Below are 23,120 nucleotides of genomic sequence, written 5' to 3'. Positions count from 1 at the left end.
TATGATAATAGAGAAGATTAAGATAAATAATTTTAAAAGTCATAAGAATACTGAAATAGAGTTTAAAGAGGGATTAACAGCTATTATAGGAGATAATGGTAGTGGAAAAACATCAATATTTGAAGCTATGGTTTATGCACTGTTTGGTCCTAATGTTGTTGGTGGGTATGATAGGATAGTAACAATAGGAAAGAGACATGTTAGAGTTGAGCTAACTTTTAGAGTTAGGGGAAATAGGGTTAAGGTTGTAAGAGAGTATGAGAATGGGAGAGGGGGAGCATATCTTTACATAAATAATTCATTATATGCTAGAGGAGTTAATGAAGTTAATAACAAAATTAAGGAAATTTTGGGTGTAGATCAAGATATATTTTTAAACTCTATTTATATAAAACAGGGTGAAATAGCTAAATTAATTAATAATCTAAGAAATTCTGAAAGATTAAAAATTATTGGGAAGCTTTTAGGCATAGAGGATTTTGAAACATGTTATGAAAAAATGAAAGAGGTTATTAATGAATATAATAACAGGTTAAGGGAGATAGAAGGTGAATTGAAGAGTAAAATTTTATTAGAAAATGATTTGGAAAAGAATAAAAAAATTTTAGAAGAAAAATATAGAGAAAAATTGAAATTAAAAGAAAAATTGGAAAAATTAGAAGAAGAGTTTAAGGTTATAGATGAGAAATATAGGGAATATTTAGATAGAAAAGAAAAATTCATGAATTTAACTAATAAATTAGAATTAAGAAAGAAAGAGTTAAAAATCTTAAATGAAAAGTTAGAGAGATTAGAGAGAGATTTTGAAGAATTTAATAAATATGAAAATTTGTTAAAAGAGAATGAGAGTAGTTATTATGAATATATAAATATAGAAAAAGAAATTAATGATTTAGAAAAAGAGAGGAATGAGTTAGAAGGGAAATATAAGGAATATAACAGTTTATTGGGTAAAAAGGAGATTTTAGAAAGAAATATTGAAAAATTAAAAAATGAGATTAAAGAAAATTTAGAAGATATTAAGGAAAGATTAAATTATTATGAAAATGAAATAAATAAATTAGAAAGGATCAGAAGTTATATTATGGAATTAGAGTCATTAGAGAAAGAGTTAAATGAAATTGAGAATCAAGAAATTATAAGAAATAAATATAAGATCTATTTTGATGAGTATATTAAATTATCAAATGAATTAGAAGAATTAAAAAATAAGCAGATTGAATACTACAAATTATTAGAAAAAAAGAATAGTTTAATTAGACAGAGGAATGAATTAATAGAGGAAATAGAAAAATTAGAAAGAAAAATTGGAAATATTGAAGAATTAAAAAGGAAATTAGAAAAAATAGAAGAAGTAAAAAAGATATTAGAGGAATTAAATGAGAAAAAGAATAAGTTAAATGAAAAATTAGGAGAATTAAATAATGAGATTAAGAGATTAAAAAAAATGTTAGATGAGCTTAAAAATGTTAAAGGTAAATGTCCATTATGTAAATCTGAGATTAGTGAAGAGAAAAAAGCTGAACTTATAAGAATAAATGAAATGGAAATTAAGAGTAAGAAAAATGAAAAAGAATGTATTGAGAAAGAGCTTATGGATATTGATAATAAAATTAAAAATTTAAGAAATATAATAAAAGAAGAACCAAGGGTTATTGAAGAACTAAAGAGACATGAGATTTTGGAAAAAGAAATTGTTAGAAAAAAAGAACTAATTAAAGAGTTGGAAAAGGAAATAAATAGTATAGATCTGGATAAATATATAATTAATAATAAACCTATTGATATAATAATTAATGAAAAAAAGAAAAGATTAGAGGAAATAGAGAGTTTTTATAATAGCTACAGATTAGCTGAAGAGTTTTTGAAGAATAAAAATAAAGAAGAATTAATAAAAAAGATTAATGAGTTAAGGAAAGAGGTTGGTAATAGGAGATTAGATGATGTTGAAATAGAGATAAAAAATTTAATGAAACAAAGAGACATTTTTAAAGAGAAATTGAGTAAGTATAATCAACTTTTATCTCTTAAAGAAGAATTAAAAAAGATTTGTAATAATTTAAAAATATTAAAATTAGATTTTGATAGATACAATGAAGTGATAAATAAATTAAAAATATATAGAGAGAAAGAGAGGGAGTTAAGAGAGGGTTATAATAAATATTCAATTGCTAAGGATAGGATTGATAAGTTTAAAAATGTTTATGGAGATAAGGATAAGATTATTGATGAAATAGAAGAAACTAAAAAAAGGATAAATGAAATAGTTGATAAAATTAATTACATAAAAAACAGGCTTGATGAAATCAATTATTCTGAAGAAGAGTTTAGAAAAATAGAAAATGAGAGGAATGATAAAGAGGAGAAGTTAAATAGTCTAAAAATAAGATTAGTAGAGATTGAAAGAGATATTGATAATTTAGAAAATAATATTAAACAAATAGAGGAGAGATTAAATAAATTAAAAGAGAAGGAGGCTGAAAGAGAAAAGTTATTAAGATTTATTGATTATCTTAAGAGAGTTAGAGATATTTATAGTAGAGGGGGATTTCAGAGATATTTAAGGAAGAAATTCATTCCAATAATTAGGAATAACTTAAATAAAGCTTTTTCAGAGTTTGAGTTACCTTACAGTTTTGTTGATATAACTGATAATTTTGATATTATAGTAAAATCTCCTAATGGGGATTTAACAATAGAAAATTTAAGTGGTGGGGAGCAGATAGCTTTAGCTCTGTCCTTAAGATTAGCTATAGCAAACTCTTTAGTTGGATCTTTAGAGTGTTTAATACTTGATGAACCCACAATACATTTAGATGAAAATAGAGTGGCAAAATTGATAGAGATATTTAGAAAAATTAGAAATATTCCTCAGATGATAGTTATTACACATCATAAAGAGATAGAGGAAGTGGCTGATAATATAATAAGAGTTTATAAAGAAGATTATTCTAAGGTTTCGGTTGAATAATTTCACAACCTCCTGGTGGTAAGGCCATTAGAATGTCTTCATCATCTATTCCATAATCTTCAAATATCTTCTTTAATTCCTTAACAACTTTACCTTTATCTTTATTACTCGGTTTTAATAGCACATATTTTATAAAACTCTTCTCTAATGTTTTTGGTGGAGCAGTTGTTATTTTTATTTCTCCATCATATTCAATAACACCTATTCCTAACTCTAAAGGAACAGATCTTATATAATTTCTTTTACCTCTAATTACAAATGCTCCTCTTTTTAAATATTCTCCACTCTCTGGGGTTTTTGATATCTGCTCTGGCTTAACCCAGTATGTATCAATGGCTCCATAACCTAACTTCCAAGCTTTTGAATGAGATACTGAGAATTTGGCAACCTCTAAAAGAGTGTCTTCATCAACCTCCCTACCTTCTGTCTTTATGACTGTAAATGGAGCTCCTTGAATGTCTGCATGAAAAACAATGTCATCTTTATCAGTGTATTTCTTTATTAATATCTCATTAGTTATAGCATCTTTTCCAGCTAAAACTAAGAAACCATTAATAACTGTCCATTTGAATTTTTCATACCATTTTCTCTCTTTTCTTTTCTTTTTTTTCATTTTCTTTTCTTCAATTTCTTTTATTTCTTCTTCACTTTTCTTTTTAAGGTCTTCAATTTTCTTTTTTGTTAGTTCAATAGCATTTTCTATTCCCTCTAATTTACTTTTTAATTTTTTAGCCTTTTCATAATAAACTTCTGCATTTTCAAAAGCATTTTTTCTTATGTCTAAAGCCACCCTCTCCTCCATATCTTCTGATTTTAATCTTACTACAATCTTTCCAGAATTCTCATCTATATTTTCTATAAGACCTAAAATAGGGTGATTTTTATTCTCTCTAATAATTTTTTTAATCTCTTCCCAAGATTTTCTCTCCCTTGCAAATCTTATTGCATTTAATAACTCTTCAACTAACTGATAGTTAGCATATATTAAATCCCCTTTTAAGCTGTTTTCTTCACTCTCTTCTTTATATTTTTTTAATGTTTCAAGCTGTCTTCTAAGTATTGCCTCATGCTTTTCAATTTCCTCTTCTAACTTAGATTTCTCTTTCTTAACTTCTTTTAAAGCTAAGAATTTTGCAAAATAGTCATCAATGGCTTCTAAAAAACTATTATAATATTTCTTTTCATAATCACTATATTTCTTTAACTCTATTGGTTGAACATCTATATATTCACCATCTTTTATAATTATCTGTGGTTTTCTATTATTATAAACTTCATTGAAGAGTTCTTTGGCCTTTTCAAAAAGCTGTTTTATCTCTTCTTTATTCAAATTTTTCTTTTTCTTATCTATATTTGCTCTCTCACATATCTCTTCAGCATATATTCCTGCAATTCCTAAGATCCTTGAGAGTAATCTTACACACTCCACATCACTATTTTTAATGAAATATTCCTCAAACAACTCATAAGCTAAAGAGTATTCTAAATTTTTTGGAGAGAGTGGTTTTTGTGGAGGGAATTTGTAATTTTCTTTTGGAGCTATTCTTCTATCTTTCCACTCTTCTATTCTCAGTGGGGCAATGATTGTGTTATTTTCATCTAAGAAGATGATATTTCCATCTTTAAAAAGTTCAGCAATAAGTTTATATTTATTTTGAAATTCTATAAGTAAGATTCTATCAAAATTTATTTGTTCTATTTTTGTTATTTTAGAATTTTTTAGATGTTTTCTTAGTAGCATAGCAAAGGATGGAGGAAGTTTGGGTTTTTCTCTTTCATAATTTGTTAATGTGACATATTTATACTTCCCAACACTTATAACTAACTCTCTACTCCCTTTTTCAGGAACATGTACTTTTAATATTAGCTCTTTATTTTGTTCATTGTTTATTAAAAAAGCTTTATCCACTCTACCATTTATTAGCATTTGTAATTCTTCAACTACTGCAGCTAAATCAATATTTGTTATTTCATTTTTCATAATATCACCACTTTACTTTTTTAAAATATTTTTATATAAAAATACAGTTAAATTTATATATCATAATTTAGAAGGTATTAAACAACATTTTCTAAACTTTTTATAGTATTAAATAACATTTATTTAGATATTGCATTTTCTAATAGGACACACATAATTACATACACAAATAGTTTAAATATGAGAGGATGTAATTATAATTAACCGTGATATTTATGAAGAAGGTAGAGGAAGTTATTCGGGATATTCATCTCATTAATAGAAGAGCTAGATTTGAAGGTATTAAAATATTCATGACCAAAAATATATTGAAAAAATGTAAAGAAAAAGGGATTTTAGATGAGGTTTTAATATCAACAAAAAATACTGAAATAGAAGATTTAGTTAGAAAATCTTATCTATTTATGGATGAAAATTCAGTTTGTAAAAAAACCTTTTAATGTCATTAGGGTTTATAATATGGAATTTATGCACTATTTTAATAATGGTAAATATGATAAAGTTGCTAAAGAAATTAAAAGAAATCCTGAACTTTTACAAGAATTAAAGAAGGAGTTGGATAAAGGAGATAAAGAGAGTTTAAGGAGAGGATTATTAGTTTTAAAGAGGCTTGATAATGAGATAGTGAAGAATTTTTTATATTATGTGTTTTTAGGTTTAGATAGTGGTAACAGATTTATCTCAAAGGAAGCTGAATTTATTATTAAAAAATTGGTAGGTAAAGAGGTAGTGGAAGAAGCTATAGTTGAAAGTTATAAATATATAGATGATAGAGTTTTATATTACCTTATTGAGCATATTGATAATCCACTCTATAAAAAAATTATATTAAAATACACTAATTGTGATAGCTTAGATAAAGCTATATTAAAGATTATTGATAGAAAAGTTTTAGAGATTTTATCAGAGAATATCTATAAAAATAAATGTATTGTAGATATTTTATTAAAAATTGTTGATAAATTAGGGGATGAAGAAAAAAAGATATTAAAAGAGCATTTATCACCAATTATTCTTGGTAAATGGGATAAAAATACATATAAAAAAACAAAAAAACTATTTTATAAACTTAATGTGAATTATAACCTTTCAGAAGATTGTATTATTAACCTTTTAAAAAATTATAAAAGAGAAGCTTTAAATTTGATAGTTAGGGAGAATATAAGACTGTCTGATGAGTGTTATAGCAAGATATTAAAAACTCTTTTGTATTCTGATGAAGAGCTTCAGTTTATAGGAGTCAAACTAATATCATTAATGGATGATTCTAAAAAGAAAGTAGATTTTTTATTTAAATTTTTAAGTCATGGAAATGGGAAAGCTAAAACAGCAGCTATAAATGAATTAAAAAAGATTATTAAGACAAATAAGGAATTGGCAGATTATATAGAAAATAAAGCAATTTGTAATATAAAGATAATGAACATGAGTGTAAAAATATCATCACTTAGACTCTTAAAAGAATATTCAAAAAAAGAATATTTAGATTTTTTAATAAATGAACATAAAAAGATTAAAAATAAAATTTATCAATTGGATAGGGAAAAATTTAAAGGAGGGTTTAGGCACCTATTATTTATTGAAGAAGAAATAAGGAAATGTAAGATAGCTTTAAATATTATTGAAAGTATAATAGCTGAAATCTGTTTAAAAAACAGAATACACTATAAAGATTTGAAAATAGCTGAAAAATTAGGTTATGAATTTTATAAAACTATAGAAATTATAGGATCAAAAGATTTAAGCTTAATAGATTTTGATGAATTCTTAGAAGATGTTAAAAAATACTGTCTAATTACTCATTTAACTGAAATAATTAAAAACAAATATAAAAATTTAGATGAAGAAAAAGCAAAAAAAGTAATAGAGATTGTTGAAAATTTAAATATACATGGAGATATTTATGATGCTAATAAAATTATTATCTATGCATTACTTGGAAAGAAAGATAAATTAGGGGAAATACTGAAGTTAGCCAATAACTATCAAACTTATCTTGCCTTTATTTTTGCTGTGAAACATTTTTTAAAAAACAAGCTGTTAAGTGATGAAGAGATAAAACTTTTGATTCCTAAAATAGCTGAAATGTTATATAATAAAAGGCTAAGAAAAGAAGCATTAAAATTTTTTGAAGAATTTCCAAGTAAAATAGCATTCCCAATATTAATTAGTGAGAATATTGATGATGCTGTAGATGTTATAACAAAGATAATATTAACTTATCCTGAACTTATATACTCCCTAAAAGAGAGGTTGTATAGTAATAGAAGGATGGTGTTAAAAGTTTTATATAACTTAAGTAAATATAAAAGAGAGATGTTAGAAGATTTTATATATATATTAATTATTTTATATAATTCTTCAACATATGAAGAGAGAAAATTAATAAAAGATATAATTAAAAATGTTAAACCAGAGTATATAAAATTTTTATAATGGATCTAATATGAGAAGGGATGAATATTTTGAAAGACTTTTGGATATTATAGAAGAGTTAAAGATAGAGGCTGAAGACAAGCCAATAATTGTTGAAGGAAAAAAAGATGTTGAAAGTTTAGAGAAATTAGGTGTAGAGGCAACATATATAATAATTGGGAAAACTCCTGTATATTTAATAGCTGATGAGCTTGTTAGAAGAAGAATAAAAGAAGTTATTTTATTAACAGATTATGATAGAAGAGGAAAATTGTTAGCAAAAGCAATTTTAGAGGAATTTAGGCATAGAGGAATAAAGGTTAATACATTTTATAGAAAGATGATCTTCATATATACAAATAGTGGGATAAGAGATATAGAAAGTTTATTCTCTTATATTAATAAAAGATTAATGTGATAAAATGAAAGCAGTATCTATTTTAAGTGGTGGTTTAGACTCAACTGTTGCTACTATGATAGCTAAAGAGGAATATGATGAGGTAACAGCTATAACTTTTAACTATGGTCAAAAAGCATTTAAGAGAGAGGTATCTGCTGCTAAAAAGATATGTGAAATTTTAGGAATAAAACATGTTATTATTAACTTAGAATTTGTAAAATTATTCAACAAAGGTTCATTAATAACAGATGAGGAATTACCTAAAATAAAAATAGAAGAGTTAAATACAGAAAAGGCTTTTGAAACTATGAAAGCTGTTTGGGTTCCTGCAAGGAATTTGATATTTTTGAGTATAGCTTCTGGTTTTGCTGAAGCTTATGAGATGGATAGGGTAATAATAGGAATAAATAAAGAAGAAGGTCAAACATTCCCAGATAATAGGATAGAATTTATTGAAGCTTTTAACAATGCTTTAAAATACGGAACACTTAAGGATATTAAAGTTGAGGCTCCTTTATATGATAAGAGTAAAGAGGAAATTGTAAAGATAGGCCATGAATTGGAGAAGAAATATGGAGAAGTATTAAGATATACATATTCATGTTATAAGGACAATGGTAAAGATTTTCTACATTGTGGAGAATGTGAAAGTTGTATGAGAAGAAAAAGAGCATTTATGTTAGCTAAGGTTGAAGATAAAACAGAATATTTAACCAATTAACTTATAATATGCTTTTTCAAACTTTTCATAAACTTTCTCTTCATCTAATGTTAATATTTTATTATCTCTCATAACTATTTTTCCATCTATTATAACATCATCTACAGTTCCATTAAATGCATAAACTAAGTGAGAATAGATATTTTCTTTAGGATATAAGAATGGTTTGTTAAGCTTAATTAATACTATGTCAGCTAAATATCCTTTCTCAATTCTTCCAGCTTTTATATTTAATGCCTTGGCTCCATTTTCAGTAGCAAATTTAAAAGCTTCTTCAGCTTTTACTAACCTAGGATTTAAATTAACTCCTTTATGTAAAATGGCTACTGTTTTTATTTCTTCAAAAAGATTTAAATTATTATTACTTCCACAGCCATCAGTCCCTAATGTGATATTAACACCTTTCTTTAGAAGCTTTTCTATTGGGGCTATACCTGATGCTAATTTCAGATTACTTATTGGGTTGTGGGATATAGAGATATTGTTCCTTTTTATTATCTCTATTTCTTCTTCAGTTAAATGGACACAGTGTGCAGCTACAACATTATTATTATCAAAAAATCCAAATGAATCTAAATACTTAAATGGTTCCATACCAGTTTTTTCTTTCACTATCTTTATCTCATCTAAAGTTTCATTCATATGTATATGTATCAATAAATTCTGCTCTTTAGCTAATTTACTAACCTCTTCCAAAAGCTCTTTTGAGCAAGTGTATGCAGAGTGTGGTCCAAGAGCAGGTATTATTCTGGAGTTATTTAAATCTTTAATATATTTAATATATTTTTTAGCATTTTTTATTTCTCTCTCTCTTCTTTCTTCATCAAAAAGATCTATCATGCCATAAGCCAAAACCGCCCTTATTCCAGACTCATTAACAGCTTTTGCTATACCTTCTAAATAAAAATACATATCATTAAATGTAGTAGTTCCAGTTTTTATCATTTCAATACATCCTAATAGAGTTCCATAATAAACAATCTCTTCATTTAACTTAGCTTCCATTGGCCAAATATAATTATTAAGCCATTCCATAAGAGGAAGATCATCAGCAACTCCTCTAAATAATGTCATTGGGATGTGTGTATGAGTATTTATAAGCCCAGGTATAGCTATTTTATCACTCCCATCTATAACCTCCATCTCTTCCTCTTTTTTCACTTCCCCAATCTCTTTAATTTTATTCCCCTCTATTAGTATATCTTGTCTCTTTCCATTAACATAAACATTTTTTATTAACAACATTATTTCACCTTAAGAATAAGTTTTATAAGTTTAAGAATTAATCATTAAATATAAAAATAATTTTGTGATGTTTATGGAAAGAACATTAGTAATTATAAAACCAGATGCTGTTAGAAGAAAATTAATAGGTAGGATAATACAGAGGATAGAAGATAAAGGTTTAGAAATAATAGCTATGAAAATGTTAAAACTCAGTAGAGAGGAAGCTGAAGAGTTTTACAAAGAGCATATAGGAAAAGAGTTTTATGAAAGTTTAGTAAATTTTATGAGTTCAGGAAGAATAGTGGCTATGGTTGTTGAAGGAGAAAATGCAATATCAGTTATAAGAAAATTAATAGGGAAAACAGATCCTTATGAAGCTGATCCAGGAACCATAAGAGGGGATTTTGCTTTAAAATTACCAGAAAATGTAATCCACGCATCAGACTCTAAAGCTTCTGCTGAAAGAGAGATAAAATTTTTCTTTAAAGAACTTTAAAAGTGATAAGAATGAATGAGAAAGATTTAAAATACATCATTTCAAAATTAGGAAGAGAGCCAAATATTATTGAGAAATCAATGTTTGAAAATCTATGGAGTGAGCACTGTGCTTATAGGAGTTCAAAAAAGTTATTGAAAATGTTCTCAAAGACATTAAATAAAGATTATGTCATTATAGGGCCTGGAGATGATGCAGCTGTTATTAGATTAAAAGGTAATATTTGCTTAGCACTGGCTATGGAAAGCCATAATCATCCATCTTATATAGATCCATATAACGGTGCTGCTACTGGTGTTGGTGGAATAGTTAGAGATGTTCTTTCAATGGGAGCAAAACCAATAGCCCTATTAGACCCATTAAGATTTGGAGATCCATTTGGTAAGGAGAAAGATAAAGTTAGATGGCTAATAGATGGAGTTGTTAGAGGTATAGGGGATTATGGAAACAGAATAGGAGTCCCGACAGTTGGAGGAGAATGTGAGTTTGACAGTTCTTTTGACTATAATAATCTTGTAAATGTGGTTTGTATAGGGTTAGTGAGAGAAGAAAATATCATAAGAGGAAAAGCAAAGGATGTAGGTCTGTCTTTAATTTTAGTAGGTTCTACTGGCAGAGATGGAATAGGAGGAGCTTCTTTTGCATCTAAAGATTTAAGTGAAGAGAGTGAAGAAGATAGGCCTAGTGTTCAAATAGGGGATGCGTTTGCTGAGAAGTGTTTAATAGATGCTGTATTAGAAGCAGTTGAGACAGGAAAAGTTAAAGCAATGAAAGATCTTGGAGCAGCAGGATTAGCAGGAGCAGCATCAGAGATGTGTCATCCTTATGTAGGGTGTTTATTATATTTAGATAAAGTTATTTTAAGAGAACCATTAACACCTTATGAAATAATGATATCTGAAAGTCAAGAGAGGATGTTGTTAGCAGTAGAAAAAGGCTCTGAAGAAGAGATTATAAATATATTTAAAAAGTATGATCTTCCAGCTTCAGTAATTGGAGAGACTATTGAAAATAAGAGAATAATAGCTAAATATAATGGAAAAGTTGTTGTCGATTTACCTTTAAATTTACTTTGTGAAGCTCCAATTTATGATAGAGAAGAGAAAGAAGACTTAAAAGAGAGATTAGATAAAAAACCTGAAATGCCTAATTTGGAAAAAACTATATTAAAATTACTTTCCTCACCAAATATATGCTCAAAAAAATGGATATATGAGCAGTATGACTATGATGTTCAGCTAAGGACTGTTGTTAAACCTGGTAGAGAAGCTGCTGTTTTAAAAATAGATGAGTTATACCCTATAGGGATAGCTTTAACCACTGACTGTAATTCAAGATACTGTAAGCTTAATCCATATGTTGGGGCAATGAATGCAGTTGCTGAAGCTTATAGAAATATTGCCTGTGTGGGCGGAAAACCTTTAGCACTTTTAGATAATCTAAACTTTGCTAATCCTGAAAAACCAGAGAGGTTTTGGCAACTAAAAGAGTGTGTTAGAGGGTTAAGTGATGCATGTTATCATTTTGGAATTCCTGTAGTTGGAGGTAATGTAAGTTTATACAATGAGACAGTTATTGGTAATGAAGAGTATCCAATAAATCCTACACCATCAATAGCCTTAATAGGGATAGTTAAGAATGTTGAAAACTCAATAAGTAAAATAGATGGAGATGAAATATTAATAATTACAAATGATACTAAAGATGAAATGGGAGGAAGTGAGTATTATAAAGTTATACATAATATGGAAGATGGATTAGTACCAAGGGTAGATATAGAAAAGGAGAAGGTTATATATGATGCAGTAGCTGAATTAAAGAATGAAGGAATTATAAGAGAGGCTATAGATTGCTCTAGAGGGGGGTTAGCTATAGCATTAGCTAAATTTTGTATATTGAATAATGTAGGTTTAGAAGTGGATTTGAATGGATATAATAAGTACAATTTAAGAGAAGATATCCTTCTATTTTCTGAAACTTCTGGTAGAATAATATTAGCTGTTAAAGAGAAAGATGTAGATACTGTGATGGAGAGAGTTGGAGGATACATTATTGGAAAAATTAGAGGAGAAGAATTGAAGATAAAGATTAGAGATAAAAAAATAATATTATCATTAGATGATATGAAAAAGGCTTATTATGAAGCATTTCCAAAAATTATGGGGGAGATTTAATAAATAATATAAGCCTCATTTTCTAATCTTCTAATTAATTCATAATCAAAATTTTTAACAAAGAAAACTCTTCCTCCTGGTTCATTTTTATTTTTTAAATTAGTTATCCTAAAGTAACCATTTTTTGTAGCTACATATCCTGTTGTATAACTTCTATTGTCTGATGTACATAACTCAGCTATTATCCCAAGATGAATAACTTTTGTAGCTATAGCTATAGCATCTGCTGTTCTTTCTGTATATTTCCTTATTATTTCTTCTCTAAGCTTATCAGTAACATCTATATTTTTAACCCTAACACCTCTCTCTTTGTCAGGATCTAATCTATTTCCTTCAAAATCCAATATTGCTGCTCCTCTCATGCCTCCTTTATCAATAATATTAAATGCTTTATCTATCACATGTTCAGGGATTTTTTCTTTTAATAATATCTCCTTAGCTCTACTTCTTGCCTCAATTTTATTTTTACATTCAATTGTTACAATGGGAAGATGTTTTATATATCTAACTTCTTTAAGCTTCTCAATTTTTATATTAATAAAATCTGGCTCTCCATTTTCATGATTCAATGCTCTATTAATCAATTCTAATGAAACTTCTTTTATTTTATTTTTTTTAACAATTCTTTCTGCCCCAGAAATGTGTTTATTATTTAAAGAAGCCCTCATCTTTATACTAAACATATTAAATCCCTAACACATCAAAAGTGTTATAAACTCCTTTATCTTTATTGGCTATAAATCTTATAGCTAATATAACTCCATTAACAAAAGCTCTCCTACTTGATGCCCTATGAACTATCTCTACCCTCTCCCCATCTCCTGCAAATATAACAATATGATCTCCTACAACATCTCCTCCCCTTAAAGCATGGACTCCAACTTCATTCTCTTTTCTTTCACACTTTCCATATCTTCCAAATACTAATTCAACATCTCTATTACTCTTAATAATTTCAGCAATCTTTAAAGCAGTGCCTGATGGGGCATCTTTTTTATATCTATGATGCATTTCAATTATTTCAATATCATAATCTTTTAAATATTTTGTTAAAAATTCAACAACTTTAAAAAATATATTTACTCCAATTGCAAAGTTTTCAGAAATAACTGCAGCAACATTGTTTTTTTCAATAGTTTCTAAAATTTCTTTTTTTTGCTCTTCTGTAAATCCTGTAGTTCCAATGACTAAATTAACCTTATTTTCAGCAGCTATTTTTACATTATTAACACATGCATCAGCTATAGTAAAATCAACAAATACATCAGGTTTTGTTTCTTTTAACACATTGTCCATTTCATCTGCTGTAGAGAGTTTTACACCTAATGTTCCTAAACCAATTAACTCACCAATATCTTTTCCTCTATCTTCATGTCCCTTTCTTTCAAATCCTGCAACCAATTTCATATCTTCTTGCTCACATATAGCTTTTATTATTTCCCTACCCATTCTTCCTAAAGCTCCTGCTACTGCTACCTTTATCATAACAATCTCCTTATAAACTTTTCAACACTTAATAAAAAATTATCTTCTTCTTCATTTAATTTAATTTCTATTTCTGGTATCTCAATATTTATATTTAACTTAGAGGCATTTAAACAGAAACTTTCATAGTCTATCTCAATTTCAGGAATATTCTTTTCATCAACTTTTTCAACAGCATACAACTTTACCCCATAATTTTCAGCTAAATTCTTTAGTTTCTCAAATAAATTAAAATCATAGACTCTATTTAAAATAATACCTTTAACATCTAAGATATCTTTTAATATAAAATAGTAAGATAGAGCCTCAACAAATGCCCCTTCTATTCCAGACAAATTGCAAGTAGCAACTATATAAACAGGAAAGTTCAATTTTCTAGCTATCTGATATGAACTTATCCCTTTCATAGCCCCAGTAAAAGCTCCCATAACCCCTTCAATAATTATATAGTCATAATTAGAGTTTTTTATAAAATCAACAAACTCTTCTACTGAAACCCAGCCACTTTTTCCTATCCTTATGCTATTATATTTTGTCATAGGTTCTCTTATAAGATAAAGAGAGGGAACAATATCTCTAACATCCCCTCCTATCTTAGCTACAAATACCTTACCACACAACTTTGAAACAATAGCTGTAGTTAAAAAAGTCTTTCCACTATTTGATGATGTAGATAAAATTAAAATGCCTCTTTTCTTTTTAACACCATTATTTTCATATTTTTTATTTATTTTATATATCAGTGCTCTCTTTTTTAGCTCCTCCTTAATTAATTTATTCTTTTCAAATATTTCTTCCCTCTCTTCATCAGTTATATTTAAATAGTTAAGAAAATTATCCCTAATAAATAAATTATCTAAAAAATTATGCACCATTGTTCCAAACACCTTTCCTTTAAAAGCTCCAGATATTATCTCTTTTTTATTAATTTTATAATTCAACTTTTCTACTTCTGATACTGTTAAAACCTCTGTTTTTTTATCTAATATCTTTATATTTCCATAAGTGTGACAGTGAAAACCTTCACCAATGCCTGAACCAAAGACTTTATTATTTATTTTAAACTTAACCCTATCAGTACAAACCAGTGGTGAGAATTCTACATCCAATAACCCTAAGCATTCTATTATTTTTGGATGGCTCTTCCTTCCAACATCAACCCTCTTCCCTAAAATTTGAAAACCACTACAAATTCCAATAATGTATCCATCAAAATCAATAATCTCTCTCTTTATTTCCTCAGGAAAACTTCTACTTTCTACTAAACTTCCACCAGGAATGATTAATGCTAATAAATCTCTGATCTCTTTATAGTTTTTTTCATCAATGATCTTTGTTGGTAAGTTTCCAAAATCTTCAAATAATGGTAAAGCCCCTTTAATATCTAAGATCCCTATGTCCATAATACCACAGTGAGAATATGATAATAACAGATAATCATATTCATGTAGATAATGAAAAAGGTTATGGTGCTGAAAAAGTAGCAAAAATTTTTTACAATGCTGGAGGAAAGGTTATGATTGTATTGAATAAACCTACATTTGATGGGGATTTAACGAGATCTATGGATCAGTTAGTTAGAGATGTTGAAAGAATAAATAAAAATACTGAAGTTAAAGCCTTTGGATTAGTGGGAGTTCATCCAGCTGAACTAACATATCTAATAAAGTTTATGTCATTAGAAGAAGCTAAAGAGAGAATTATTAAAGCTATGGATTATGCTAAGTCTTTAGTGGAAAATTATGACTTTATTGTAGGTTTAGGAGAAGTTGGGAGACCACATTATAAGGTTAGTAAAGAGGTTTGGGATGCTTCAAATGATATATTAAAGTATTGCATGACTTTAGCTAAAGATTTAAGTTGTCCAATACAGGTGCATGCAGAATCTTCTGAAAGAGTATTTGATGATTTATATAATATGGCAAAAGAGGTAGGTTTAGATACAGATAAAGTGATAAAACACTTTTGCACTGATATAAATGATAAAATCTTTCCATCAATATTAGCTAATAAGGTTAATGAAAATATAATAAAAAAATCCCTTAGATTTGTTATGGAAACTGATTATATTGATGACTTATCTCGACCTGGAGCAGTTTTGGGAATAAAAACTGTCCCAAGAATAACAAAAAAATTATTAGAAAAAGGAATATTAGATGAGGAGAAAGTCTATAAAATACATAAAGAGAATATAGAAAAGTTGTATGATATTAATTTATAATCTCTTCTTTATAGCTTCTATTAATGCTTCTTTTGTAGGAGCCCCAATAAATTCAATCTCTCCATTTATAACAATTGTAGGAACAGCCATTATTCCATATTTCATAGCTCTATCTGGATTTTCCATAACATTTATATATTCAACTTCAACTTCAGGAAACTCTTTAACCACTTCTTCAACAACCCTTTTAGCAGCAGGACAGTGAGGACACATTGGAGATGTAAATAGTTCTATCTTAACAGCCATAATACCACCAAAAATATTTTAAAAGTTAATTATATAAAAATTTATCCCCAAACTTCTTTAAAGTGTTCTAAAGCTTCAACTATCTTTTCCAATTCATCTACAGGGAAAGCAAATACCAATTCTTCATCTTTTATTCCTGCATACTTTCTTGATCCATTACAACCCAATGTCATATTTGAAACTCCTCTAACTTTTACAGCTGCAACAGCATCCGCACAAACTGACTGAATTCCTGAGAAATCTGCTGAAAATCTTCCACCATCCCTATATAGAGAAGCTTGAACTAATCTTAAAGCTTTCTTAGGTTTGACTATAGCTATTATAGAATCAGGTATAAAGTCAATATCATCTAATGGAGCATAAACTGTGGCATAAACCTCATCTTTAACTTTTGGTATAGCATCAACTGTCTTTCTAGCAGCATTTTCATCCTTAAAGTTTCCTAACTTGACATATAACTTTCCTGTTGCTAATGGTTCAGGAGGATTCTTTAATAAACCTATAGCATATGCTCCTCCTTTACATAGATGTTTATTTAATGTAGCATAGAACTTTTTTCTTTCTAATCTTGCTAACTGAACCATTTCACAGTGTCTCTTTTCAGATTCTATCTCACTGTATCCTTCTGGAATTTCTTCTTTTGATTTAGCAAGTTTTACTCCTACAAATGGCTTATCTTCTCCTAATAATTCATATATCTTTTTAGCATATTCTCTTATTTTTTCTATTTCCATATTATCACCTACATGTCTGTGTATAACTGTGGTTTCATTATACACTAATATAATTGATTGAAAAACTATATATAGTTTTCGGAATAATTTATATTAGATAATTATGGAACTTAAGGTTAGGAAAATAAAGGATGGTACTGTTATCGACCATATAGATGCAGGAAAAGCATTAATAGTTTATAAAATATTGAATATCCCTAACCATATACCCATAACTTTGGCTATAAATGTTCCATCTAAGAAAAAAGAGAAGAAAGATATATTAAAAATAGAAGGATTTGAATTAAAAGAAAAGGATATTAATAAGATCTCTTTAATTTCTCCAGATGTTACAATAAACATTATAAAAGATTGGCAAGTAGTTAAAAAATTAAAACCAAAAATACCAGACCTTATAGAAGGAATATTAAAATGCACAAATCCAAATTGTATAACTCATTTTGAGCCTGTTGAAGGAAAATTTATTGTTGAAAGTAAAAATCCATTAAAAATTAGATGTTATTATTGTGAAAGACTTTTAGAAAAAATAATATTTAAATAAATTTTAGGGCCCGTGGTCTAGAGGCCATGACGCCGCCCTCACAAGGCGGAGGTCGCGGGTTCGAATCCCGCCGGGCCCACTATATATTTTTATCACTATTTTTAATTGTGGTAATCATGAAGCTAAGAATGAAGCCTGAAGATTTTATTGTTGAAGAAATATTAGATTTTAATAAGATTAAAGGAGATAAGTGTTATTTATATAAATTAACAAAAAGAAATATAGAAAGCTTTAAAGCTTTTTCATATATAGCTAAGAAATTTAAAATCCCCCTCAAAGATATTGGATATTGTGGATTGAAGGACAGACATGCAGTAACTACACAGTATATATCAATACCAAAAGAATATGGTATATTAAGGTTGGATGAGCCAAATTTAAAATTAAAATTAGTAGGTGAATCTAAGTTTTTACTTTTAGGAGATCAAGAAGGAAATAAATTTACAATAACAGTTAGGGATTTAAAGGAAAAGGATATTGGAATAGTAAAAGAAAATTTAAAATATCTCCATTTTGGTGCCCCTAACTATTTTGATAGTCAGAGGTTTGGAAGTGTTTTTGATGGAAAGTTTATTGCTAAAGAGATAATTAAAGGAAATTATGAAGAGGCTGCTAAAATAATATTAACAAAATATAAAAAGTCTGAAAAAAAGATAATTAAGGATTTAAAGAGGTTTATAGGAAGACATTGGGGAGATTGGGATAAGATTATTAAATATATTGAAGAAAAAAATATAAAGGCTAAGTTATATGTAAATATGATTAATGAGCTTAATAAATCAAATGATTTTAAAAAGGCTCTTAATTATGTTGATGAGAGATTAAAGAAAATATTCTTTGCTGCTTATCAAAGTTTTTTGTGGAATGAGTGTATTAAAGAGTATCTTTCTAAATACATTCCTAAAGAGGATAGGGTTTATTATAATTATGAATGTGGCACAATACTATTTTATAAAAAGTTAGATGATGAAATATTTGAAATATTAAAAAATAAAACCTTCCCTACTATAGCTCCAGATGTTCATTATGAAGGAGAAGAAAAAAAGATAATAGATAAAATTTTAAAAAGAGAGGGGTTAAAATTAGATGAACTTTATAGTGATTTTGGTAAATTTATTTATCATGAAAGGGAAGTGTTAAATATTCCTAAGAATTTAAAGGTTAGTGAGTTTGAAAAGGATGAGTTGAATAAAGGAAAGTATAAAATAACTCTATCATATGAGTTAAATAAAGGAAGTTATGCAACAATTATTATAAAAAGGGCTTTCTTAGGAATAAAAACAAGAAAAAGGAGAAGATAAATGAAAAAAGTTAAAATTTTTAATGGAGAAAATGAATGTGAAATTTACTTAATTGGGACAGCTCATGTTTCTAAGGATAGTGTAGAAGAAGTTGAAAGAGTAGTAGAAGAAATTAAACCAGATGCAATAGCTGTTGAATTGGATTACAGAAGGTTCATATCATTAATGTCTGAGGAAAAGAAAATTGATATAAAAGAAGTATTGAAAAAAGGAGATTTTTTAAAATTCTTTGTTTATATGATATTGTATAATTTTCAACAACACATAGGTAAGAATTTTGGAATAAAACCGGGAGCAGAGATGAAGAGAGCTATTGAATTGGCTAATATTTATAATATTCCTATATTTTTAATAGATAGGGATGTAGAGATAACTTTTAGTAGATTGTTAAATAATATGCCACTGAAAGAAAAATTCAAATTACTTTATGAGTTAATTAAAAATGATGATTCATTAGAAGTTAGTGATAAAACATTAAATGACATGATAAATGATCCTAAAAAATATATAGAGCTATTAAAACAGTTATCTCCTACTATATATAATGTTTTAGTAGATGAGAGAGATAAATTTATGGCAAAAAATCTATTTGAGATCTCAAAAGGAAGAAGTAAAATTGTTGCTGTTGTTGGGGCAGGACATGTTGAGGGGATTATTAAATATTTAAAAGAATTAGAAAATGGAAAAGAGATTAATTTAGAAGAATTAACAAAGGTAAAAAATAAGAATTATAAAAAAATAATTGGTGTGATAATAACAGCATTAATTTTTGCTATGTTCTTTTATGCTATCTACTACTCTCTAAACAACCCTGAAATTTTAAAAGCTATTACACTAAGATGGATTTTATTTACTGGAGGGTTTTCAGCTTTAGGAGTTTTGTTAGCAAGAGGGAAATTAATTACAGCTATTGTAGCTTTTCTATCAGCCCCTATAACCACCCTTATACCATTACCATTTGTAGCTGTTGGGACAATAACAGGCCTATTGGAGTTAAAATTTAGGGATATTAGGGAAGAAGATTTTGTTAATATCTTAAGTTCTGATTTTAAAGATTTATTTAATAATAATTTATTTAGAGTTTTACTGGTTGCCACATTATCTAACTTGGGAGCTATGGTTGGTGTTTTATATTGTTTAGGAAAATTCTTATTCTAAAAGCTCTAAAGCTTTATTATATAACTTAACAGCTTCTTCTACTTTACCTAATTTTTCTAAAGCTAAAGCTTTTCCTTCTAAAGCTTCAACTAATGTAGGGTTAATAGATAAGGCTTTATCAAAGTATTTTATTGCCTCATCATATTTTTTCATCTTATTTAATATAATCCCATATTTAACATAAACTAATGGATCATCTGGTGTTAATTCTATTATTCTCTTTAATATTTCTAAAGCTTTTTTATATTTTCCAAATAATATGTAGATGTTTACTAACTTTTCGAGGGATCTAATATCATAGGGGCATGATTTTATACATTTATTTAAATATTTTAAAGCTTTATCAAACTCTCCCATTCTATAGTAGATATCTCCTAAATAATAAGTAACTTCACAATCTTCAGGATTTCTCTTTAAAGCTTTTTCAAAATTAATTATAGCCTCTTTATACCTTCCCAAGAGGTAATACATTTGTCCTTTGATAACATGTGCCATGTAAAAATCTTTACTAATCTCTAATACCAAATCACATAATTTTATAACCTTATCATACTCTCCAAGTTTATAATACACCCAACCCAAGTGTGAAAAGATTATCATAACATAAAAGAAGTGTTTTTTACAAACTTTTTTAAGACAATCTCTAGCTTCTTTTAATCTACCTAAATTATATAATATACTCCCTTTAAAAAGCATTATAATTGGTAATTCTCCATAATAGTTTATAATTCCATCTAAGCATTGTATAGCCTCTTCAAACCTTTTAAGTCCTAATAGAATCATAAATTTTTTAAATAATAAATCATAATTTTTAGGATTCTTTTTTAATTTCTCCTCAATATCTTCTAAAGCTTTTAATAATTTATTTCCATTAGTACACATTTCAATTAAGAACTCCATATTATGCACCTTAATAATAAAGTTAATAATATTATTATTATTGCTTTACCTAAATAAATTTAACTTATTGTTCATTTTTTTGTGATCATTGTTCCTATACCCTCTTCAGTAAATATTTCCACTAATAAAGCATGGGGTATTTTTCCATTAATAATATGGACACTTTTTACTCCACCACTTTCTAAAGCTTTTATAGCACATTCTACTTTTGGTATCATCCCTCCCTTAATTTTCCCCTCCTTTAACAATCTTTTAACATCTGATACTGTTAATTTTTTATAAACTGTTGAAGGATCATTAATATCTTCCATAATTCCATCAACATCAGTTATTAATATAAGCTTTTCAGCTTTTAATGCTGAAGCTATATCTCCAGCAACAGTGTCAGCATTTAAATTATATGCATCCCCTTTTTCATCAATACCTATTGGGGATATAACAGGGATATAGTTATTATTTATTAGTATATCTAAAAGTTCAGTGTTTATTTCAACAGTTTCTCCAACTCTTCCAAGATCTACTTCTACCTTTTTTCCATCTTTTTCAATGAATTTTCTCTTTTTCTTAGCTAATATTATCCTTCCAGATTTTCCTGATAAACCTACTGCTTTACCTCCAAACTTAAATATTCTTGAAACAATCTCTCCATTGATTTTCCCAGTTAAAACCATCTCAACTATATTTAATGTTTCCTCATCAGTCACTCTTAATCCATGTATAAACTCAGGTTTCTTTCCAAACTTCTCCATGGCTCTATTTATCTCTGGCCCTCCTCCATGGACAATAACAGGTTTTATGCCTACATATTTTAGCAACACTATATCTTGAGCTGTGTAGTTTTTAGCATTTTCATCAATCATTGCATGTCCACCATATTTTATAACAAAAATCTTATTGTGAAATTTCTGTATATATGGTAATGCCTCTAAAAGCACTTTTGCTTTATTCATACTCTCACAGCTTTTAATATTCTATTTACATCTTTCTCTTTAGCCCTAAATGTAATAATATGTTTATTATCTTCTAATACATCCTCTAAAATTTCAGTGTTCTCATATAAATATGATATCAATTTTGGATTGTCTGTTTCTACAGTGCCTATTGATAAGTTAAGATTTTCTAATATCATTTCTTTAAGTTTATCTAAGTTTATATTATACTTTGCTGAGACAAATATTGGGTTGACTATATATCTTTTTAAACTTTTTAAAATTTCTTCTCTTTTTTCATAAGTTATTTTATCTACTTTATTAAATACAGTTATTATTGGAGATTTACAGTTGATTTTATCTAATACCTCATAATTTACTTTTAATTTTCTTTCTATCTCTTCCAAACTGTCAGAAGCATCTACAACAAGTAGTATTAAATCAGAATTAGCACTCTCTTCAATAGTTGATAGGAAAGCTTCTATCATAAATGGTGGGAGATCATCCATAAATCCAACAGTGTCTGTTATTAAAATCCTTCTCTTAATTCCTCTTATTCTTCTTGTAGTTGTTGATAGTGTTGTAAAAACCTGATTTTTTACTTCTTTCCTATCTCCAGATAAGGCATTTAATAGAGAAGTTTTCCCTGCATTTGTATATCCAATTAATCCAACAGTGTCAAAATTTCCCCTTCTCTTCCTTAAATTTTCTCTATGTTTCTTTAATTTTTCTAATTTTGATTTTATAATATTTATTTCCCTTTTAACTTTCTGATAGTATTTTTCAACTTCATAATCCCCATATCCTCCAAAACCAGGCTGTTCTCCTTGTTTAGCCAATCTAACTTTTTCTTTAGCCCTTGGAAGTTCATATTTTAGCTCTGCCAATCTCACCTGTAGCAGAGCCTCTCTACTCTTAGCATGTTTATAGAAAATTCTTAAAACAAGTTCAATCTTATCAATAACCTCTACTTTAAAGTTTTTTGCTAAATTATATTTTTGAGAAGGTGATAACTGATTACCAAAAACTACTATATCTATCTCATTTTCTTTAATCTCTTTAGCTATCCTCTCAACCAAACCAGATCCTATCTGATACTTAGGATCAGGTTTTCTTATTTGCACAAAAGTTTTTACTGGTTCATATAACACTTTAGTTAACTCCTTTAGCTCTTCTATACTTTTATTATCCCATTTGTTATCTTTTCTTAAAACTAATAT

21 protein-coding genes and 1 tRNA gene are annotated in these 23,120 nt (G+C 27.6%); 12 read left to right on the top strand and 10 right to left on the bottom strand.

Annotated elements, in window-relative coordinates:
- Nucleotide 1: 1 nt before the first annotated feature.
- Nucleotides 2-2,971: an AAA family ATPase gene (locus tag METVI_RS0100810; RefSeq protein ID WP_017980932.1), complete on the top strand. Its 2,970-nt coding sequence runs from the start codon at nucleotides 2-4 to the stop codon at nucleotides 2,969-2,971.
- On the opposite strand, the gene rqcH is transcribed toward METVI_RS0100810, so the two are convergent.
- Nucleotides 2,952-4,952: a ribosome rescue protein RqcH gene (gene rqcH / locus METVI_RS0100805; RefSeq protein ID WP_004590759.1), complete on the bottom strand. Its 2,001-nt coding sequence runs from the start codon at nucleotides 4,950-4,952 to the stop codon at nucleotides 2,952-2,954. The genes METVI_RS0100810 and rqcH overlap by 20 nt on opposite strands.
- Before the next feature lie 215 nt (nucleotides 4,953-5,167).
- Here rqcH and METVI_RS0100800 point away from each other — a divergent pair, with 215 nt between their 5' ends.
- Genes METVI_RS0100800 through queC form a run of 4 tightly spaced genes read left to right on the top strand, consistent with a single transcriptional unit; the run spans nucleotide 5,168 to nucleotide 8,488 of the window.
- The gene (locus METVI_RS0100800) at nucleotides 5,168-5,392 is read left to right on the top strand and encodes a hypothetical protein (protein ID WP_004590758.1); all 225 of its coding nucleotides are present in this window, start codon (nucleotides 5,168-5,170) and stop codon (nucleotides 5,390-5,392) included.
- A 19-nt stretch (nucleotides 5,393-5,411) separates the two neighbouring features.
- Nucleotides 5,412-7,388 (top strand): hypothetical protein, encoded by a 1,977-nt coding sequence (locus METVI_RS0100795; RefSeq protein WP_236610561.1) that lies wholly within the window; start codon nucleotides 5,412-5,414, stop codon nucleotides 7,386-7,388.
- A 10-nt stretch (nucleotides 7,389-7,398) separates the two neighbouring features.
- Nucleotides 7,399-7,785: a toprim domain-containing protein gene (locus METVI_RS0100790; RefSeq protein WP_017980931.1), complete on the top strand. Its 387-nt coding sequence runs from the start codon at nucleotides 7,399-7,401 to the stop codon at nucleotides 7,783-7,785.
- Nucleotides 7,786-7,789: 4 nt separating this feature from the next.
- Nucleotides 7,790-8,488, top strand: coding sequence for a 7-cyano-7-deazaguanine synthase QueC (gene queC / locus METVI_RS0100785; RefSeq protein ID WP_004590755.1), 699 nt, complete (start codon nucleotides 7,790-7,792; stop codon nucleotides 8,486-8,488).
- On the opposite strand, the gene dadD is transcribed toward queC, so the two are convergent.
- Nucleotides 8,477-9,733, bottom strand: coding sequence for a multifunctional 5'-deoxyadenosine/S-adenosyl-L-homocysteine/5'-methylthioadenosine deaminase (gene dadD / locus METVI_RS0100780; RefSeq protein ID WP_004590754.1), 1,257 nt, complete (start codon nucleotides 9,731-9,733; stop codon nucleotides 8,477-8,479). The two genes, queC and dadD, sit on opposite strands and share 12 nt — an antisense overlap.
- Nucleotides 9,734-9,806: 73 nt before the next feature.
- Between dadD and METVI_RS0100775 the strand changes: the two genes are divergently transcribed.
- Both METVI_RS0100775 and purL read left to right on the top strand, forming a co-directional pair.
- Nucleotides 9,807-10,211 carry a nucleoside-diphosphate kinase gene (locus METVI_RS0100775; protein ID WP_004590753.1) on the top strand — a complete coding sequence of 135 codons (405 nt, stop codon included), beginning with the start codon at nucleotides 9,807-9,809 and terminating at the stop codon, nucleotides 10,209-10,211.
- Between the two features lie 11 nt (nucleotides 10,212-10,222).
- Entirely contained in the window at nucleotides 10,223-12,385 is a 2,163-nt protein-coding gene (purL, locus tag METVI_RS0100770; RefSeq protein WP_004590752.1) for a phosphoribosylformylglycinamidine synthase subunit PurL, read from the top strand.
- Here purL and METVI_RS0100765 read toward each other — a convergent pair.
- Genes METVI_RS0100765 through METVI_RS0100755 form a run of 3 tightly spaced genes read right to left on the bottom strand, consistent with a single transcriptional unit; the run spans nucleotide 12,382 to nucleotide 15,273 of the window.
- Nucleotides 12,382-13,068 carry a 6-carboxyhexanoate--CoA ligase gene (locus METVI_RS0100765; protein WP_004590751.1) on the bottom strand — a complete coding sequence of 229 codons (687 nt, stop codon included), beginning with the start codon at nucleotides 13,066-13,068 and terminating at the stop codon, nucleotides 12,382-12,384. The two genes, purL and METVI_RS0100765, sit on opposite strands and share 4 nt — an antisense overlap.
- Nucleotide 13,069: 1 nt before the next feature.
- Complete coding sequence (dapB, locus tag METVI_RS0100760; RefSeq protein WP_017980930.1) at nucleotides 13,070-13,870, bottom strand: 4-hydroxy-tetrahydrodipicolinate reductase; 801 nt, start codon at nucleotides 13,868-13,870, stop codon at nucleotides 13,070-13,072.
- Nucleotides 13,867-15,273, bottom strand: coding sequence for an AAA family ATPase (locus METVI_RS0100755; RefSeq protein WP_004590749.1), 1,407 nt, complete (start codon nucleotides 15,271-15,273; stop codon nucleotides 13,867-13,869). Before METVI_RS0100755 ends, dapB begins: the two co-directional genes overlap by 4 nt.
- Nucleotides 15,274-15,290: 17 nt before the next feature.
- Between METVI_RS0100755 and METVI_RS0100750 the strand changes: the two genes are divergently transcribed.
- Complete coding sequence (locus METVI_RS0100750; protein WP_004590748.1) at nucleotides 15,291-16,091, top strand: TatD family hydrolase; 801 nt, start codon at nucleotides 15,291-15,293, stop codon at nucleotides 16,089-16,091.
- Here the strand turns inward: METVI_RS0100750 and METVI_RS0100745 are convergent.
- Together METVI_RS0100745 and METVI_RS0100740 are read right to left on the bottom strand one after the other, a co-directional pair.
- Nucleotides 16,086-16,337: an MJ0307 family thioredoxin gene (locus tag METVI_RS0100745; RefSeq protein WP_004590747.1), complete on the bottom strand. Its 252-nt coding sequence runs from the start codon at nucleotides 16,335-16,337 to the stop codon at nucleotides 16,086-16,088. The two genes, METVI_RS0100750 and METVI_RS0100745, sit on opposite strands and share 6 nt — an antisense overlap.
- Nucleotides 16,338-16,378: 41 nt before the next feature.
- Entirely contained in the window at nucleotides 16,379-17,071 is a 693-nt protein-coding gene (locus METVI_RS0100740; RefSeq protein ID WP_004590746.1) for a DUF169 domain-containing protein, read from the bottom strand.
- A gap of 97 nt (nucleotides 17,072-17,168) precedes the next feature.
- Here METVI_RS0100740 and pyrI point away from each other — a divergent pair, with 97 nt between their 5' ends.
- The 4 genes from pyrI (at nucleotide 17,169) to METVI_RS0100720 (ending at nucleotide 20,071) form a co-directional block, all read left to right on the top strand.
- On the top strand, nucleotides 17,169-17,612 hold the full coding sequence (gene pyrI / locus METVI_RS0100735) for an aspartate carbamoyltransferase regulatory subunit (RefSeq protein ID WP_201763963.1): 444 nt from the start codon (nucleotides 17,169-17,171) through the stop codon (nucleotides 17,610-17,612).
- Nucleotides 17,613-17,618: 6 nt separating this feature from the next.
- A tRNA-Val gene (locus METVI_RS0100730) sits at nucleotides 17,619-17,691 on the top strand.
- Nucleotides 17,692-17,728: 37 nt separating this feature from the next.
- A complete protein-coding gene (gene truD, locus METVI_RS0100725; protein WP_004590744.1) occupies nucleotides 17,729-18,913 on the top strand; it encodes a tRNA pseudouridine(13) synthase TruD in 1,185 nt (394 codons plus the stop codon).
- Nucleotides 18,914-20,071: a TraB family protein gene (locus METVI_RS0100720; RefSeq protein ID WP_017980929.1), complete on the top strand. Its 1,158-nt coding sequence runs from the start codon at nucleotides 18,914-18,916 to the stop codon at nucleotides 20,069-20,071.
- On the opposite strand, the gene METVI_RS0100715 is transcribed toward METVI_RS0100720, so the two are convergent.
- From METVI_RS0100715 to hflX, 3 genes are all read right to left on the bottom strand, one after another.
- Complete coding sequence (locus METVI_RS0100715) at nucleotides 20,063-20,971, bottom strand: tetratricopeptide repeat protein (RefSeq protein WP_004590743.1); 909 nt, start codon at nucleotides 20,969-20,971, stop codon at nucleotides 20,063-20,065. The genes METVI_RS0100720 and METVI_RS0100715 overlap by 9 nt on opposite strands.
- Before the next feature lie 71 nt (nucleotides 20,972-21,042).
- Nucleotides 21,043-21,921, bottom strand: coding sequence for an acetylglutamate kinase (gene argB / locus METVI_RS0100710; RefSeq protein ID WP_004590742.1), 879 nt, complete (start codon nucleotides 21,919-21,921; stop codon nucleotides 21,043-21,045).
- Nucleotides 21,918-23,120, bottom strand: a complete 1,203-nt coding sequence (hflX, locus tag METVI_RS0100705; RefSeq protein WP_026152838.1) for a GTPase HflX — start codon at nucleotides 23,118-23,120, stop codon at nucleotides 21,918-21,920. The genes argB and hflX overlap by 4 nt, the downstream gene beginning before the upstream one ends.

The organism is Methanocaldococcus villosus KIN24-T80 (genome assembly GCF_000371805.1).
In the GTDB taxonomy this organism is placed as follows: Archaea; AGJL01; Methanococci; order Methanococcales; family Methanocaldococcaceae; genus Methanocaldococcus; species Methanocaldococcus villosus.
The sequence above is the reverse complement of the archived record's forward strand: the minus strand, read 5'-3'. Positions and strand labels throughout refer to the sequence as shown.

Coding starts and splice junctions, on each gene's coding strand:
- METVI_RS0100810 (WP_017980932.1), top strand. CDS start 2: ATGATAATAGAGAAGATTAAGATAAATAATTTTAAAAGTCATAAGAAT.
- rqcH (WP_004590759.1), bottom strand. CDS start 4,952: ATGAAAAATGAAATAACAAATATTGATTTAGCTGCAGTAGTTGAAGAA.
- METVI_RS0100800 (WP_004590758.1), top strand. CDS start 5,168: ATGAAGAAGGTAGAGGAAGTTATTCGGGATATTCATCTCATTAATAGA.
- METVI_RS0100795 (WP_236610561.1), top strand. CDS start 5,412: ATGGAATTTATGCACTATTTTAATAATGGTAAATATGATAAAGTTGCT.
- METVI_RS0100790 (WP_017980931.1), top strand. CDS start 7,399: ATGAGAAGGGATGAATATTTTGAAAGACTTTTGGATATTATAGAAGAG.
- queC (WP_004590755.1), top strand. CDS start 7,790: ATGAAAGCAGTATCTATTTTAAGTGGTGGTTTAGACTCAACTGTTGCT.
- dadD (WP_004590754.1), bottom strand. CDS start 9,733: ATGTTGTTAATAAAAAATGTTTATGTTAATGGAAAGAGACAAGATATA.
- METVI_RS0100775 (WP_004590753.1), top strand. CDS start 9,807: ATGGAAAGAACATTAGTAATTATAAAACCAGATGCTGTTAGAAGAAAA.
- purL (WP_004590752.1), top strand. CDS start 10,223: ATGAATGAGAAAGATTTAAAATACATCATTTCAAAATTAGGAAGAGAG.
- METVI_RS0100765 (WP_004590751.1), bottom strand. CDS start 13,068: ATGTTTAGTATAAAGATGAGGGCTTCTTTAAATAATAAACACATTTCT.
- dapB (WP_017980930.1), bottom strand. CDS start 13,870: ATGATAAAGGTAGCAGTAGCAGGAGCTTTAGGAAGAATGGGTAGGGAA.
- METVI_RS0100755 (WP_004590749.1), bottom strand. CDS start 15,273: ATGGACATAGGGATCTTAGATATTAAAGGGGCTTTACCATTATTTGAA.
- METVI_RS0100750 (WP_004590748.1), top strand. CDS start 15,291: ATGATAATAACAGATAATCATATTCATGTAGATAATGAAAAAGGTTAT.
- METVI_RS0100745 (WP_004590747.1), bottom strand. CDS start 16,337: ATGGCTGTTAAGATAGAACTATTTACATCTCCAATGTGTCCTCACTGT.
- METVI_RS0100740 (WP_004590746.1), bottom strand. CDS start 17,071: ATGGAAATAGAAAAAATAAGAGAATATGCTAAAAAGATATATGAATTA.
- truD (WP_004590744.1), top strand. CDS start 17,729: ATGAAGCTAAGAATGAAGCCTGAAGATTTTATTGTTGAAGAAATATTA.
- METVI_RS0100720 (WP_017980929.1), top strand. CDS start 18,914: ATGAAAAAAGTTAAAATTTTTAATGGAGAAAATGAATGTGAAATTTAC.
- METVI_RS0100715 (WP_004590743.1), bottom strand. CDS start 20,971: ATGGAGTTCTTAATTGAAATGTGTACTAATGGAAATAAATTATTAAAA.
- argB (WP_004590742.1), bottom strand. CDS start 21,921: ATGAATAAAGCAAAAGTGCTTTTAGAGGCATTACCATATATACAGAAA.